General features: G+C 69.5%; 15 protein-coding genes. 8 read left to right on the plus strand and 7 right to left on the minus strand.

The features are described from left to right. The first annotated feature begins 5 nt into the window (after nt 1-5). From ACVW19_RS25610 to ACVW19_RS25640, 7 genes are all read left to right on the plus strand, one after another. A complete protein-coding gene (locus ACVW19_RS25610) occupies nt 6-2357 on the plus strand; it encodes a hypothetical protein (RefSeq protein ID WP_457462100.1) in 2352 nt (783 codons plus the stop codon). A gap of 134 nt (nt 2358-2491) precedes the next feature. Continuing rightward, the gene (locus ACVW19_RS25615) at nt 2492-3082 is read left to right on the plus strand and encodes a hypothetical protein (RefSeq protein ID WP_457462102.1); all 591 of its coding nucleotides are present in this window, start codon (nt 2492-2494) and stop codon (nt 3080-3082) included. Between the two features lie 557 nt (nt 3083-3639). Continuing rightward, nucleotides 3640-5106 carry an AAA family ATPase gene (locus tag ACVW19_RS25620; RefSeq protein ID WP_457462103.1) on the plus strand — a complete coding sequence of 489 codons (1467 nt, stop codon included), beginning with the start codon at nt 3640-3642 and terminating at the stop codon, nt 5104-5106. Nucleotides 5107-5308: 202 nt separating this feature from the next. Then, a complete protein-coding gene (locus ACVW19_RS25625; protein ID WP_457462105.1) occupies nt 5309-6031 on the plus strand; it encodes a HEAT repeat domain-containing protein in 723 nt (240 codons plus the stop codon). Beyond that, the gene (locus ACVW19_RS25630; RefSeq protein WP_457462107.1) at nt 6025-7065 is read left to right on the plus strand and encodes a HEAT repeat domain-containing protein; all 1041 of its coding nucleotides are present in this window, start codon (nt 6025-6027) and stop codon (nt 7063-7065) included. Before ACVW19_RS25625 ends, ACVW19_RS25630 begins: the two co-directional genes overlap by 7 nt. A 222-nt stretch (nt 7066-7287) precedes the next feature. Further along, nucleotides 7288-8043, plus strand: coding sequence for an SDR family oxidoreductase (locus ACVW19_RS25635; RefSeq protein ID WP_457462108.1), 756 nt, complete (start codon nt 7288-7290; stop codon nt 8041-8043). Nucleotides 8044-8252: 209 nt separating this feature from the next. Then, nucleotides 8253-8498 (plus strand): hypothetical protein, encoded by a 246-nt coding sequence (locus tag ACVW19_RS25640; protein WP_457462109.1) that lies wholly within the window; start codon nt 8253-8255, stop codon nt 8496-8498. Nucleotides 8499-8501: 3 nt separating this feature from the next. Here the strand turns inward: ACVW19_RS25640 and ACVW19_RS25645 are convergent, their stop codons facing one another. The 7 genes from ACVW19_RS25645 to ACVW19_RS25675 all read right to left on the minus strand — a co-directional run bounded on the left by ACVW19_RS25645 (nt 8502) and on the right by ACVW19_RS25675 (nt 14719). Next, the gene (locus tag ACVW19_RS25645; protein ID WP_457462111.1) at nt 8502-8690 is read right to left on the minus strand and encodes a DUF397 domain-containing protein; all 189 of its coding nucleotides are present in this window, start codon (nt 8688-8690) and stop codon (nt 8502-8504) included. Continuing rightward, nucleotides 8687-9541: a helix-turn-helix domain-containing protein gene (locus ACVW19_RS25650; RefSeq protein WP_457462113.1), complete on the minus strand. Its 855-nt coding sequence runs from the start codon at nt 9539-9541 to the stop codon at nt 8687-8689. The genes ACVW19_RS25645 and ACVW19_RS25650 overlap by 4 nt, the downstream gene beginning before the upstream one ends. A 278-nt stretch (nt 9542-9819) precedes the next feature. Continuing rightward, the gene (locus ACVW19_RS25655; RefSeq protein WP_457462114.1) at nt 9820-10578 is read right to left on the minus strand and encodes an inositol monophosphatase family protein; all 759 of its coding nucleotides are present in this window, start codon (nt 10576-10578) and stop codon (nt 9820-9822) included. Further along, a complete protein-coding gene (locus ACVW19_RS25660) occupies nt 10575-11123 on the minus strand; it encodes a 2'-5' RNA ligase family protein (protein WP_457462115.1) in 549 nt (182 codons plus the stop codon). The genes ACVW19_RS25655 and ACVW19_RS25660 overlap by 4 nt, the downstream gene beginning before the upstream one ends. Before the next feature lie 83 nt (nt 11124-11206). Next, nucleotides 11207-12067 (minus strand): carbohydrate kinase family protein, encoded by an 861-nt coding sequence (locus ACVW19_RS25665; RefSeq protein ID WP_457462117.1) that lies wholly within the window; start codon nt 12065-12067, stop codon nt 11207-11209. Continuing rightward, nucleotides 12064-13329, minus strand: coding sequence for a DUF4145 domain-containing protein (locus tag ACVW19_RS25670; RefSeq protein WP_457462119.1), 1266 nt, complete (start codon nt 13327-13329; stop codon nt 12064-12066). Before ACVW19_RS25670 ends, ACVW19_RS25665 begins: the two co-directional genes overlap by 4 nt. 118 nt (nt 13330-13447) lie before the next feature. Further along, nucleotides 13448-14719: a hypothetical protein gene (locus tag ACVW19_RS25675; RefSeq protein WP_457462120.1), complete on the minus strand. Its 1272-nt coding sequence runs from the start codon at nt 14717-14719 to the stop codon at nt 13448-13450. Nucleotides 14720-14991: 272 nt separating this feature from the next. Here ACVW19_RS25675 and ACVW19_RS25680 point away from each other — a divergent pair, with 272 nt between their 5' ends. Then, the gene (locus tag ACVW19_RS25680; RefSeq protein ID WP_457462122.1) at nt 14992-15456 is read left to right on the plus strand and encodes an ATP-binding protein; all 465 of its coding nucleotides are present in this window, start codon (nt 14992-14994) and stop codon (nt 15454-15456) included. Nucleotides 15457-15460 lie beyond the last annotated feature (4 nt).

Genomic DNA, 15460 nt, shown 5'->3' on the forward strand with positions numbered 1-15460 from the left:
TCAGCATGCTGAAGTACGAGGACATCGTCGACGCCCCGGTGGCGAAGCTGAAGGCCGCCGTCGACGACTGGTCGGAGATGGCGGGGAAGCTGGACAAGCTCGCCACCGCCGCCGCCGACGGGATGAAGACGAAGGCGGACAGAGCGGCCTGGGAGGGCGTCAACGCAGGGGTCACCAAGGCGTTCATCGGTAAGACGGCCAAGGAGTTCACGGACGCCGCGGCCGAGGCCAAGGGTGTGAAGCGGATCCTGGAAGAGGGGTACGCGGCCATCAAGAAGGCCAGGGACGACCTGGTCGACATCCGGGACCACGAGGGGCCCGCGGCCAACATCCGCGTGGACGGCAACGGCAAGGTCACTGTGAAGCACCCGTTGTCCGAGAACGAGGCAGCGCGGCACGACCCCGACTACAGCGAGCTCCTGCGGCAGGAGAAGCGGAACGCCGCGGCGTGGCAGAAGAAGATCGACCTCATTGTCGACAACTGCAACGACACCGACCTCGCCCTCAAGAACACCCTCGAGGCCAACGTCACCGACCGCAAGGACTTCAGCGCTCCGACGTACACGAAGCTGGACCAGGAGGAAGCCGCCCGCGCCGCCGCCCTGGCGGCCAAGGGCCAGGACATCACACACGCCGAACTTCAGCAGCTCAACGAGCTGCTGAAGGACAACAGTTCGTCGGTCGAGTTCTCCAAGGGCTTCTACGAGAAGCTCGGCCCCGAGAAGTCGCTCGCGTTCTTCGGTCAACTCTCCACCGACACGTACGAGTACGGCAAGGTCGACCCGGAACGCCTCAAGGACGTCCAGGAGCTCCAGAAGAACCTGGGCCTCAACCTGGCCACCGCCTCCCACGACAAGGGGTTCACCGACAAGTGGGGTCCGGAGCTCCGCAAGTTGGGTACGGAGCACATTCCGCTGAGCAAGCACGACTACGGCGGGCCGTTCGGATACCAGCTGCTCGGCGGGATCATGCGGTACGGGAACTACGACGCGAAGTTCCTCAACCCGATCGCCGAACACGTGGCGCAGCTGCACCAGAAGGACCCGGACATGTTCGCCGGGACCAAGATGGTGAACGGTCCGGTCAAGAACCCGTTCAACCCCTCCGGCGTGAACGGGGCCGGCTACGACCCGGCCACCGCCATGCTGGAAGCGCTCGGCAACAGTCCGGAAGCGGCGAAGAAGTTCTTCGCCGACCCCCCGACCGCGTACAACGAGGACGGTACGGTCAACCGCGGCGCCACGGCCGACCTCGGCAAGGACAAGGACGGCGAGGCGATCGACAACTACCTCGACTTCTTCGGCAACGAGGAGTGGGAGTCCTTCGGCGACGTCAACTCGTTCGGCCAGAAAGAGTTCAAGGAGTCGCTCGGCCACATGCCCGACGCCCTCGGCCACGCCCTGGAGGCGGCGACCCTCGGCTACCCGGCCGGGCACCCGGACCCCGGTGTGGTGCGGGACGCGGACAACGCCGCGGTCATGCAGCAGGTCATGGAGAAGTACGGTGACGACCCGGGTCTGCTCAAGAAGCACGAGACGATGGCCGACAGCCTGGGCGTCATGGGCGTCGGCTACATCGACGACATCAACTGGGCGTTGGCCAAGAACGATCCGGACAGTGTGTTCGCGCCGGGCAAGAACCCGGACGGACACATCGACTTCGCGGACACCGCGGACGGGGACGGGCGGAGCGTCGTCCGGGGCTTCCTCAGCACCCTGGGCCAGCACCCGGACGCCTACGCGACGGTGTCGACCGCGGAACAGGTCTACACCCGCAGCGTGCTGGAAGAGAAGGCAGTGGGCCCGGACGGAACAATCAAAGAGGGCCCTGCCAGGGCGACCGTGCGCGTGGGCGCCGAGGTGCAAGGCATGCTCGACCAGGCCCGGGCCGACCAGGTGGAGGCGACGAACCTCAAGACCCACGAGGACTACGAGAAGGCGGTCGCCAAGCGGGCGGGCTGGGTCGAGTTCGGGGCCACGGCGGGCGTCGCAGCGGGCGTCGCCTTCCTGCCCGCGACCGCGGCCGTGGGCACGGCCGCGGTGCTCATCCCGCTGGCGACCGACACCGCCAGCGGCGCTGCCGAACAGGTCATCAGCCAGGTGGTCGGCGACATCTCCGACAACTCGGTGGATGAGCACAAGGAGAAGATGGAGGACCTCAACGATGAGGAGAAGAAGGAGGTCTACTCCGCCGGTGAGCGCATGGCCGAGTCCCCGACGGAGGAGTTCCTGAAGTACCACGGCCTGAACCCCGAGGAAAGCGGGTTCGGGCAGGACCTGATCGAGTCGATGCTGCTCGGATACGGGGTCGGCAACGACCGGGCGAAGCAGCAGGGCAACGGCCCGGAGACCGGCTGAGGCCGGAGACCGGCCGAGGACACGTGAGGATGCGGACAGTGATCAGTCGTAGGTCGGTACGTAGAGGATTCCTTGCCGCGGCCGTGGCCGGCTCGTTGTTTTTCGGGGTCACGGGGTGTGGAGGGGATGGAGAGGTGGACGGAACTCCGAAGACTCCGAAGGACTACAAGATCGTCGCGGGGACGCAACTCTGCGGTGGCAAGGCGATGTCCGCCGATGCGTCCAAGGCGCTGAAGGTGATCACCGGGACGTCGCGGTTCGAGGCGTCGGCGGAGGAGTACACCGTCGCACAGGCCGCGACGGACATTGTCGAGGCGTACCCGGACACCACCGTGACCGAGGACGTCTGCCGTGTCTACACGCCCATCGGCACGCCGGATTTTGACCTCAGAATCACCTGGAGGCTGGCCGACGGCGCCCCGACGGGTCCCTCGGCCCCGAATTTCACCAGGCTGAAGATGGGGGAGCGGGCCGTGGCGGCGGCGGACAAGGCGTACGTCTTTTTCGCGTGCCGGGGCACCAGGTTGCCCGACTCGTTGGGGTTAACCCACATCGTCATCGGCGTGCGGCATTGGGCCGTGCCGACGGAGCCCGAGGGCGACGTAAAGGCGTTGAAGGACGCCTACGCGACCGTGGCCCACTCCGTCTCGCTGGCCATGGCCAAGGAACTGCGCTGCGAGAAGAACGGCGGGCTCCCCGAGCGGCCCGTGCTGGACCCCGCGTAGCCGCCGGCGTACGCGGGAACGCCCACGAGCAGGCAGCCCTTCCTGTCCGGAGGAGGGGTCGTCTGCTGTATGCGGTGCGCCACGGACGAGCGGTGCACGGACCTCGTCTCCAGGGGGCGCCGACCTCGCGCTCGCCACAATCCCGACCCGGTCCGGCTCCCCGTACCAGGCGGTGCGGAGAAGCCCTCCCCGGCGAAGACCTGGTCGAGATCTGCGTACTGGTCGCCCAGCCCCTCGCCGGTCGGGCCGTACCGACCCGCCAGGACCTGACCGGTGAACGCTGGGTTCACCCCTGGCCGACGGTGGCGAGTGCCCCATGTGGGTTCTGCTGCCTGTGGACCCTGCTGGAGCTCAACAACCGAGTGCAGATCGCACCCCTCCCGGTCGTGGAGTGCTGCACGGCGACCGAGCCCGGCGGCTCGACCGCGATGCTTCCCGGCGCCATGCGCCAAAGGCTCCCGAGGAGCCAGGTATGAGCGAGCCCCGGTTCGGGAGGGTCGACAATTGTTTCTACAGCTATGATAGCTGCGTCTATCATAGCTGTGAGGTGTTTGTTGATGGTCAAGCCGGAGCGGCTGTTCGCGCGGGACACCGAGTGGCGGGAGCTGGGTGAGTTCGCGGCGTCGGAGCAGGACGGTGCGTCGCTCGGACTCGTGTATGGGCGGCGGCGGCAGGGGAAGACGCTGATGCTCGAGCTGCTGGCACGCCGAACGGGCGGGTTTCTGTTCGCGGCGACCCAGCAGAGTGAGGCGCAGAATCTGGCGGACCTCGGTGCGGCGTACGCGGCGTTCCGGGGGTTGCGGCGGCCGGTGATGTTCGGCGACTGGCGGGAGGCGCTGGACGAGTTGCTGCGGATCGGTGAGGACGCTCCGGTGCCGGTGGTGATCGACGAGTTTCCCTACCTGGTGTCGGTGACGCCCGCGCTGCCCTCCTACCTCCAGCTGGCACTCAGTCCGATGAGTCACGCCAAGGAGCACACGCGCACTCGGCTGATCCTCTGCGGCAGCGCCCTGACTACCATGGCGCAGTTGCTCGGCGGAGGAGCCCCGTTGCGAGGGCGGGCGAGCATGGAGTTGGTGGTGCGGCCCTTCAGGTTCAGGGAGGCGGCCGCCTTCTGGGGGGTGGAGGACGACCCGGAGCTGGCGTTCCGGTTGCATGCGCTGGTGGGCGGGACCCCGGCCTACAAGGAGATGTGCGGGGGAGCGGGGCCGGAGAGCCTGGCGGACTTCGACCGGTGGGTGGTGCGCCGGCTGCTGAATCCGGCCTCGGCCATGTTCCGCGAGGGCGGGCTGCTGTTGCGTGAAGAACCCTCGATCTCGGATCCGACCTCGTACGCGGCGGTCCTGGCGGCGGTGAGCGCGGGACACCACCGGCGGTCGGAGATCGCGGGAGCACTGGGACGGCCGAGCAGCGCCCTGGCACACCTGCTCTCAGGACTTCAGGACATCGGGCTGCTGGAGCAGGTCGAGGACGCCATACGGGACAAGCGCAGCGTTTTCCGGGTCGCCGAGCCGGTGGTACGACTGCACCAGTTGCTGATCCAGCGGCACGAGCCGGAACTGGTCGTGGGCCGGGCCGACCGGGTGTGGGAGGAGAATGCGGACACTGTCGCCGGGAAGATCTACGGCCCGCATTTCGAGGAACTGGCCCGCCAATGGTGTTTCGAACATGCCGCGCCGGAGAGTCTCGGGGGCCGGGCGAGGTGGGTGCGCCCGACCGAGATCGCCTGCCGGGAACATCGGCGCGGTCACGAACTGGACCTGGTGGTCGCGGAGTCGCCGGCGTTCGGAGCGGAGCGGATCACCGCGATCGGTGAGGCCAAGGGGACGCTCACGCCTGTCGGCCTGCCGCAGTTGGAGCGGCTGGAGCACCTGCGAGGGCTGCTGCCCAGCGCCGGAGTGGGGGCCCTGCCGAAGCTCCTGCTTTTCGCCCGCTCCGGCTTCACCGGCGATCTGAGGCACGAGGCCGACCGGCGCGGTGATGTCGAGCTGGTCGACCTGCACCGCATTTACCACGGAGAGTGATGCACAGCGGGTACGGCGGCCGACCCAAGCCTTGCTGGTCGCAGCCGTACTCCTCGGCCCCCTCTGCTCGCCGCGTCTTCGTCCCGCGCAGCCCCGCATGAATCGACATAAGACTCGACGCTCGTTCGGCGCCTGACCTGCGGGTTCTTTTGGTCCTCCGGTCACGGGGTTGACCTTGACACGGTGGCAAGGTGTCCCCTGGGTGCAGGAGGTGGTTTCGATCAACCCGAGTAACGGAACCCCGCAGAACACCCGTGTGGTCGGCGCCCTGAGCGCCGAGGACGCGTCGGTCCGGCTGCAGGCGGCCCTGGCGGCCGGCTCGACCCCCGACGCCGGCTTCCTGGAGGCGCTCGTCGAGCGGTGCGCGGTCGAGCCGGACTTCTTCGTGCGGGACATGCTGTCCTGGGCGCTGATCCGCCTCCCGCCGGAGACCACGCTGCCCCGGATCCGCCGGGAACTCGCCTCCGAGCGGGCTCAGGCCCGCAGCCAGGCGTTGCACACGCTCTCCAAGATCGGCGACAGGAGAGCGTGGGCCTGGATCACGCGCGACCTGCTGCGCGACGCCGACGAGGAGGTCGCACGGACCGCGTGGCGGGTCGCGGTCGCCCTCGTGCCCGAGGACGAGAAGGGGGAGCTGGCCGACGAACTGGTCAGGCAGCTCGGCCGCGGTGACCGTGACGTGCGGCTGAGCCTGAGCCGGGCCCTCGTCGACCTCGGCGACGTGACCGAGCCCGCCCTGGAGAAGGCCGCGGCGAGCTCCGACCCGGCGGTGGCCACGCACGCCCGTGCCACCGGGCTGCTCCGGCAGAACCCGGAGACCGGTTTCGACGCGGCCGTCGAGGAGGCGAAGCGGGTCGTCGCACTCGGCCCGGAACGAGCCGCCACTGCCGCCGCTGCCGCCGCTGCGGAGACCGCGGAATGCTGATCGGCGAGGTGGCCCGCCGCTCGGGGGTGAGTACCCGGATGCTCCGGCACTACGACGCCCTCGGGCTGGTGCGGCCCACCGGTCGCACCGTCGGCGGCTACCGCGAGTACTCCGCCGAGGACGTCCGCAGGATCTTCCATGTGGAGAGCCTGCGGTCCCTCGGGCTCTCGCTCAAGCAGATCGGGCGCGCGCTGGAGGACCCCGCCTTCACACCGTCCGACCTGGTCAGCGATCTCATCCGGTGGACGGAAGACCGCCTGGAGCGGGAACAGGAGCTGCTCGAGCGGCTCCGCGCCGTCGACGCGTCGGCGCCCACCGGCTGGCAGGACGTCCTGCGCATCGTCGACCTCATGCAGGGGCTCGACTCGACCAGCGCCGCGCGCAGACAGCAGGCCGTCCTGGCCCGGCCGGGGAGCTCGCCGGTCCCCGCCGAGCTGCTGGCCGGGGCGGTCCTGGCCGAAGCCGACCCCCACGTCGCCGGAGCCCTGCGCTGGGCGCTCGCCCGATCGGGCGGCGAGGGCGTGGCGGCACTGGCCGACGGCGTGTACTCGCAGGACGCGGACGTCCGGCGGCGCGCGGTGCTGGCGATCGCCGAGATGGCCGAGGCGCCGGGGGCGGCCGCGGTGCTCGCGGACGCCCTCGGGGACCCGGACACGACGGTGCGCAGGCACGCCGCTCTGGCTCTGGGCAGGCGGGGGGCGACCGCGACCGTGCCGACACTCGTCGGCATGGTGGTCGAGGGGTCCCACGACGTCGACGCGGCGGAGGTCCTGGGAACGCTGTCCCGGGACCCCGGGTGCGCGGGCCGGATCATGACCGCCCTGGTCGACGAGCTCGCCGCGCCCACCGCGGACTCCGCGACGCGGATACGTCTGGCCCAGGCGCTGGTCGAGCTGCCGGGGACCGCCGTGCGGGAGGTCCTGCGTCAGCTGGCCCGCGACGACGACCCCGCCGTCGCCCTCGTCGCCTCGGCCTTCGTCACGGTTCTCGACGAGCGGTCCTCCGAAGACCGAGGAGATGACGAGGATTCCTGAAGACGCGTGGCCGAGGCGCTGCGGCACCCTGTCCCTCCGGTGTGCAGCCGTGGGACCGGAGACGGCGACCACTTCCTCGCGACCGTCACTTCCCTCTTCTCAGCGCCGGCCCTTGACGACTCATCCTCGTTGCTCCGGGGTACACCTCACGTCACGGGTGTGTGCTCCCACGTGCCCCGGCTGCGGTCCGAGCAGTCTCAAAGGGGAAGGCACACAGGCGTGTTGGCAGGCAAGACGGCACTGGTGACGGGTGCGAGCAGGGGGATGGGGCGGGGTATCGCGCAGCGGCTGGCGCAGGACGGCGCCCTGGTGGCGGTGCACTTCCGCGAGAACGAGAGCGCGGCCGAGGAAACCCTCGAGGCGATCCGGGACAGCGGCGGACGCGCTTTCGCGGTACAGGCGGACCTCGGCGAGCCGGGGGGAGTGGAGAGTCTGTACGACCGGTTCGACGCCGGAGTGGCACGGTACGGCACGGGTCCGGGCCTGGACGTACTCGTCAACAACGCCGGCGTCAGCGGGTCCGCCCGCATCGGCGAGGTGACGCCCGAACTCTTCGACCGGATCTTCGCGGTGAACACCAGATCCCTGGTGTTCACGACGCAGCAGGCCCTGAAACGCATGCCGGACGGGGGCCGCGTCATCAACATCTCGTCGGCGGTGACCCGCGTCGCCTATCCGGAGTCCCTCGTGTACTCCATGAGCAAGGGGGCGGTCGACACCTTCACCCTGGCGCTTGCCAAGGAAGTCGGGGCGCGCGCCATCACGGTGAACTGTGTCCGGCCCGGATTCGTCGAGACGGACATGAACGCGGAGAAGCGGCGTACGGGGGAAGCGGCGGCGGAGCTGGCGTCCTTGTCCGTCTTCGGGCGGCTGGGGCAGCCGTCCGATGTGGCCGACATCGTCGCCTTCCTGGCCTCCGAGTCGTCGCGGTGGATCACCGGCCAGTGCATCGACGCCTCGGGCGGATCCCGGCTGTGACGGCCCCCCACGGCGTGACCACACTGCGGACCCGGGTGGGGAAGGGCTAGGCGCGGGGGCTCAGCCCGGGGGCTCAGCCCAGGGGTTCAGTTCGGGGGTGCGGGGCGTTTCCAGGCGGTGACGTATCCCTTGCAGGTCGGCAGTCCGTCGGCACCGCCCTGCTCTTCCGTTCCTTTGCGGGCGGCGATGTGGATCCCTTCGGCGCGTTGATGAGTTCGCTGGGCGTTCTCCTCGCCGGTGCGAGCCTGGTCGTGCCGTACGCGCGGCTGGGTGGCTGGGACAGTCTGTACGCGTGGCTGGGCCTGTCCGTCGGTGCCGGCCGCTCGCCAGCGCTCGGTGAGACGGTCGGCGACTGTGCGGTCGATGTCGCGCTGTGCCGTCCATCAGTGCCTCACTGCAAGATCAGTGCCCCGGGCCGGACGTATCCGGCCCGGGGCACTGATCTTGCAGTGTGAGGGTCAGCCCTGCGCGGCGTAGGTGATGAAGTCGCTCCACACGGTGAGGGAAAGGGCGAGTTCGGGGCTCCGCTGGTCCTTGGAGTCCCGGACATGGATCGTTTGCGTGCCCTTTGCCACCTCGACGCAGTCGTCGCCGTCGGAACCGCTGTAGCTGCTCTTGAACCAGACCCGTTCGTCGATGCTGCTCATGGCGCTCCTCGCAGTCGCTTCAGCAGGCTCCTGGAGTCGTCGGAGGTGAGAGCCTGCGAGCGCAGTCTCGCATACCGCTGGAGCATGATGCTGACCTCTTTCGGGGCCATGACCAGCATCCCGCCACGCTGCCCCTCCGCATAGCCGAACCACTTGTTGTCCGGGGACTCCAGGAGCCTCAACGGCCCGTCGAACCCGGCATGGTCCGGCTGATGGCTCGGCATGATCTGCAACTCGACGTTGAACTGCGACGACCGTTCCAGGAGGCTGTCGAGCAACTCCCGTGTCACGTCCGGGCCTCCGGTGCCGCGCTCCAGCAGAGCCTGCTCGACGATGAAGCTGAACGTGATCGCCGGCCTGCGGTCGAACAGTTGCTGACGCTCCAGCCGGGCCGTGACCTGCTGGGTCACCTGGTCCTCGTCCTTGACAGGCGGGACGCTCTCCGTCACCGCCCGCGCGTAGCGTTCCGTCTGCAACAGGCCGGGAACCACCCGGCAGTCGTAGGTCCACAGCGTCACCGACTGGGTCTCCAGCCGCGCCCACTGCCGGAACCAACTCGCCAGCCCCGCCTGCCGCGACAGATGGGGCGCGGCCCTCCGCAGCGCGCCGGTGTTGCCGGTCGCCTCCTCCGCACGCTCCACGAAGCCCCGGTCCGGCATGCGGCGGCCCAGCTCCACCGAGGCCACCGTGTGCTTCGAGAAGCAGACCAGAGTGGCGAACTCCTCCCGGCTGAGGCCCGCGTGCTCCCGTAGGGCCTGGACGACCGCGCCGAAGGTGCGCATGCTGTCCGAGACCCCGGGCTCGCCACAACTCCCCGTGCCCGCCCCGCCGTCCGTGTTCTCATAGGCCACTGTCGGCCACCTTCCCGCGCACGTACCACGCCGTACTGCTTCTGACTGGGCTCCATCGTCACCCGGAGTGAGGCGTACCGTCCACGGAATGTGCGCGTACGCTGACACTGCGTACGCTGGGCATTGCCGGTCGACCGGTGCGAATGCCTGTCAACCGGGGCATATGGCGCCATCGTTCACCGCTGTAGCCGGGTCGAGTGGTTGTCACCGTACGTGTCTTCACCCCGCGGCTCGCGAAAGGGAGCACCGCCGCAGCAGGACGCCCCAGAGCCGCCCGCTCAGCTACTGCACCACAGCTCGGCGAGCCACCGGGCCACCCCGGGCGCCCCCGCCAGCAGAACCGGAGAGTCGAAGGAGAACGCCGTGCCGTCGGCGCCGAGGACCGTCCGCCCTCGTTCGCGGCACAACGCCACCCCGGCCGCGACGTCCCACGGCTTGGGGGCGATGCACACGCAGGCGTCCAGCCAGCCCTCCGCCACGCCCACCAGGTCCAGCGCCATCGAGCCCTGCATGCGGACCCGGTAGGCCTCGTCCTGGACGCGGTCGAGGAGGCGTCGCGCGCCGCTGCGCCCCGAGCCGGTGCCGGAGACACCCACGACCGCGCGGCCCACGTCCTCGGCCACCGGACGTGCGTCCTCCGGGCGGCTCGGCGTCGTCCACCGCCGGCCGAGGGCAGGTGCCTCCACCACGCCCACCAGCGGAACGCCGTTCTGCACGTAGGCGAGCGACACGGCATGCATTGGCGCGCCCCGGGCGAAGTTCATCGTCCCGTCGATCGGGTCGAGCACCCAGCAGCGCGCGGGCAGTGGGGCTCCGGGAGCCGACGACTCCTCGCCGACGACCGGGATACGCGGTGTCCGGGCGGCCAGCACCCGCGTCACCCGGGACTCCACCTCGATGTCGGCGGCGGTGACCTCCTCACCGGAAGCCTTGAACCGCGCAGTCGACCAGTAGCTCCCTCCGGCCGTCGCCAACCAGGCGGCAGCCTCGTCCACGGCCGCCTCGGCGACCGTCAGCAACTCCCGTGGGCCCGTCACGTCCGGCTCAGCGGTCGCTCCAGCAAGGTCTCCGCGTGGGCACCGTGCTCACCCATGACGTAGAAGCTGAGTCGGTCGAACACCCACTCCTTGGGGAGGTCGGTCCGGTCCCGCGCGGTGCGGACCAGGTCCAGGGCGGTCTCCTCCTCGGTACGGCCCAGTGTCACGTGCGGTGCGTACGCCTCGCCGGTGTACCGGTAGCCGTAGCGCTCGTAGCTGACCCGCTCGGCGGCGGTGAACCGGGAGATGTCCTTGCTGCCGTCGAAGGCCGCCCGGTCGAGATGCCGGTCCAGCGCGGCGAGCGCGGCCTCCTGCAGCGCTTCGAGCAGCGGCGGACGCTCCAGGGCGAGGAACAGCCAGCCGGTGGGCTGGTAGACCACACCCGTGGTGGACAGGGACACCTCGCCGTGCAGACCACTCTCGACCGCCGCCGTGCCGATCAGCTCCAGTGCCTCCGCCGGAGCGAGAGTGTCCTCGAACGGACCCTGGAAGAGCGTGACATGAGGGAGGTTGCCGTCCGGATGCAGCGGGGGCTGCAGACGCACCTCACCGCCGATGTCTGCCTGAAGTCTGACGGCGGCACGCAGGTGGTCCGCTCGCGGAAGCAGTGCAACACCGAGCCATCTCGTCACGGGTGAGCTCCAATTCTTGTGATCACATGACGTGCCGCGTCGAGGCCTCGCCGCATGGAGGCCGTCGGCGGCTCGCCGCCCAGCCAGCCGGCGATGACGCCCGCGTCGAACGCGTCGCCGCCGCCCGTTCTGTCCAACGGTTCCACCGGCACGGTGGGTTCATGGAACAGTTGCCCGGCGGCAGTGGCCCACATGGCGCCCTCGGCGCCCAACGTCACTATCACATCACCGGACACCACCTCCGCCGTGCGCCGCGCGGTCCCGATGACGTCGGACGCTCCGTAAGTCAGCGGTAGACGCGCCGCCTCATCGGCGTTCATGAAGTTGAGCGACGCTCCGTGCGCGAGCGGGCCCATGTCCCTGCCGTTCCACTCGATGGAGACGCTTCGCCCGGTCAGGTGCGCGAGTTCGACGACGCGTCCGAGTGCGGGAGTGGGCTCCCCGATGACATGGACGTGATCCGCCGTGCGTACGTCCTCCTCCGTGACGGCATCGAACGCCAGACCGCGGTCCGCGCCCGCGAACGTCAGCATCCGCTTCCCGACGCCCGACGACAGGACGACGGCCATGCTCGTACGAGCCCCGGCCTGTACCTGAACCAGCGAGGTGTCGACGCCGCTCGCGTCCAACACCTCCAGGCACATCGCGCCCGCCGTGTCATCGCCCACGGCGGACACCAGCCGGACGGAGCAGCCCTGCCGCACCAGTCCCACGGCGGTGTTCGACGCGGCGCCGCCCGGCAGCACGGAGCATTCCCTGCCCCGCAGCTTCTCGTGTTCCGAGGGAAACCGGTCGGCCTGTGCGATGACGTCGAAGTTGACACCGCCCACGACCAGCACGCGCTTCGGTGCGCTCACGGACGGCCCCAGCGGTAGCTCTCGAACAGCACGTGGCGCACCAGCCGTTCACGACTGTCAGGCAGCGTTTCCGGCGGGAACGAGGCGTGGGCCACCAGGTCGCGGACCAGACGCTCGAACATCTCGTCGTCGGACCCGCACTCGTGGAACGACCGCATCAGCTCACGGCGCAGCTCCCCGGGATGCAGATCCAGCTCCTCCAGCCACGCCCGGTTCGCGATGAGCACGTTGGCGGCAGCTGAACGCAGCCGTGCCTGGGTCGGTGCCGGCAGCATGTCGGAGTTGAGGAGTTCGAAGTAGGCATCGTCCTCCCGAGCGTGCATGCGCAGGTTCTGGCCGCCCACCGCCAACACGTCCCGGTTCAGATGGAACAACTCCAGCCCGAGATGGTGCGGTACGTCGAGGACACTGATCCCCCTGTCCGCGAGGCCCGCCTCGTCGGTCGACAGCGCCGAGAGCAGGTTGTCGAACATGTCGCTGTGCTTGGGCACCGCGATCTGAGCACCGGCCGGATCCGCGAGGAACTCCTGGGCCGTCACTCCGCCCCACCGGCCACCACGGGCGGCGAGCAGGTAGAAATTGCGGCCGCCCATCGAGTAGCCGACCCGTCCGATGGGCACCACCTGGTCCTGAACGGCCTCATCCGTCTCGAGCAGGCGAAGGATGCGCTGCTCGTTGTAGACCGCCGCGTCGAGGAGCCGGGCCGACACGTCCCGCACGAGATTGTCGGACCAGGGAAGCTGCAACGACACCACACGGTGGTTCCGTCGTGCCAGCGCCTTCTCCAAGCCGCAGCCCAGCAGGACGGCCTTCACCACGATCAGTGTGGAGTCCGCGAGCCGGGTCGTGCCCGTACTGCGCCGGTGGTCGGAAAGCTCGTGCCGGACGGCCTCCTCGGCGAGCGATCTGCTCGTCTGCCCGTACCAGACGGCCAACTGGGTCAAGGCGTTGAGGCACGGCCTGACGTCCTCGGCGGAGATCTCCTCGGCCGACCCGTCCTGAGCGTGACTGCCGTAGTTGCCGTAGTTCTGGATCGTGCGCACGGCGAGCACGACCTTGGGCGGCACCAGGTTCTTCGAGGTGAGCACGGTCAGCAGGGACTCGAGTGTCGGCTTCGAGCCGACCGCCTCTCGCATGGCGATGTCCAACAGGATCGACTCCGCCGCTCTCCTCGCTGTGCCGAGGAAGACCTCGGGGTCCGATTCCGCGTACCTCAGAGCTTTTCTGTACAGTCGGAGCGGCTCCCCCTCGTTGACCGTCACCCCGTGTCCCGCATCCTCTTCGCCCAGGTCCGCGCAGAGCAAGCTAGCGCGTGGTCAAGGACGGGTACAGGCGGTATCCGGTCATTGTGCCCGTCCCTCGACGGGGCAGGCACGGGTGTCATCGACTGTTGCCGGGGTCCCTGCCGCGCAGTGAGGACAGGACGAGGCGGCCGTAGCGTGTGGTGAGGACCAGGGCTGTGGCGGCCAGTGCGATGACGAGCGCGACGACGACGGGGACGGCTCCCTCGGCGCCGAGTACCTGGAGGATGCTCAGAGCTGTACCGACAGGCAGACCGAGAATGGTCAGGACGCCGAGTGCGCCCGCGATCTGCTGACTCTCCTGGGTCTGCACCAGCCGTGCGTAGTCCGCCGCTTCGGCGAGGATCTCGTCGAAGCGCTCCGCGAGGCGGTACTGGGTTTGGAAACTCAGCAGCAGTTCGTTGGCCGGGCCGTGGGCGGTGAGATGCTGGCGCCAGTAGGTGCTGCGGAACGTGGCGATGTGCCGTTCGAGGGCGGACACCCGGCGGGCGAGCTTCGGGCCGTCGAAGACACCGGAGAGACCGTCGGTCAGTTCGTCGATGTGGTCGCGCTGGACGCTGCCGAGCAGCAGGGCGTCGAGGTAGACGGTGCGGCCGTGCAACTGTGCGAAGGCGTAGAAGTCATCCCCGCCCGGGTCGGCGCGGTGCCCGAGGAAGGCCGCGCCGTGGCGCAGCACCAGAGCGCTCCAGTCGGCGGATATGCGCAGCGCTTGTTCCGTCCGGTCGGGCCAGTGCTCGAGCGGGGTGGGGAAGTCGGCCTCCGTGGACTTCGAGGCGAGGTACCAGAGCCAGCGGTCGGCCGTCTCCGGAAGCCGGCCGTCCTGCCGCAGCGCGGGGGTGTGCTGTGTGCCAGGTGTGAGGAACGCGACTGTGTACAGGCGGGCGAGCGCGAACGGGGCAGCGGCGCTGCGCGGCTCGGCGATCCCGGCCAGCAGCACCCCGGGGGAGAGCGGACCGTCGAACGGGTCGGAGGCGGCGGGGCTGCGATGGCCGATGGCGCGCAGCGTCTCCAGGAGGGCGGGGCCCTCGACGTCGAAGTGCAGCACCGCCAGACCGTGGTCCGGACAGCGGGCGGTGGCTGTGCGCAGTAACTCGATCCCCCTGAGATGCAGGGCCCCGTGCCGCACGTCCATGAACCGGTGCCAGCGGCAGGGCCTTTCAGGTGTGCCGTAGAGGGCACGGGCGGCGGCCGGGGTGAAGTACGTCTGCCGGGTGGCGGCATCGGTACGACGGCCGCCGAGTTCGAAGGGCAGGGGACCGGTCGGCCAGCCGGCGATTACGGTGAATCGGACAGGCAGTACGACGGCCAATGTCTGTCGGACGCCGGTGACGAAACTGAGGTCCGTGTTCAACGGGGGATGCCTCCGGTACGCAACGGATGGTCATGGGCCGGGCGGGCCCCAGGATACGGAGCGCACCACGGCTTGAGCAGAGCGTCTGAGGCTCTCGTGCGCGCGACGCAGGACGATCGGTACGTGACCGGCATGCGCAGGAACACGGAGGGTTTCCCGCCGAGTGCACACCTTTCAGCGCGGGTTCCGCTCTCCGCGTGTGTGCGTACCCTGACTCTGCGTACGCGGGGTGGTCCTGGTGGACGGGTCTGATGCTCCGTCAGATTGGGCGCATGGCACCACGGTCCACCCCCACAACCGGACAAAACCCGGTCACCGTGCGTGCGTTCACCCAGCGGTTCAGTTCCACCCCGCGCGGCGCCCGTCTCGCCTGCTGGCTCGTGCTGCACCAACTCAGCCTCTGGGGTGTCCCACGCGGCAGCGAGGCGTCCGACACCGCAGCCCTGCTGGTCGCCGAGCCGGCGGCCGCCGCCGTCACGCACGGCCGCGTCCCCGGCCGGGACTTCGAGGTCACCGTCAAACTCCCCGGCCGGACCCTGCGCATCGAGGTCTTCGACACCCGGGGCGAGCACCGGCCCCCCGCTCCCGGCTCGGCCCGCACCGCGCCCTCGCCACTAGCGGAGACCGGTCGGGGCATGGTCCTCGTGGCGTCGCTTGCCGACCGGTGGGAGGTCCTGGACCGCTTTCCTGTCGGCAAGACGGTCGTCGCCGAACTGGACCTGCCCGTGCCGCGCTGACCGC

The sequence above is a fragment of the Streptomyces sp. TE5632 genome (assembly GCF_054061295.1).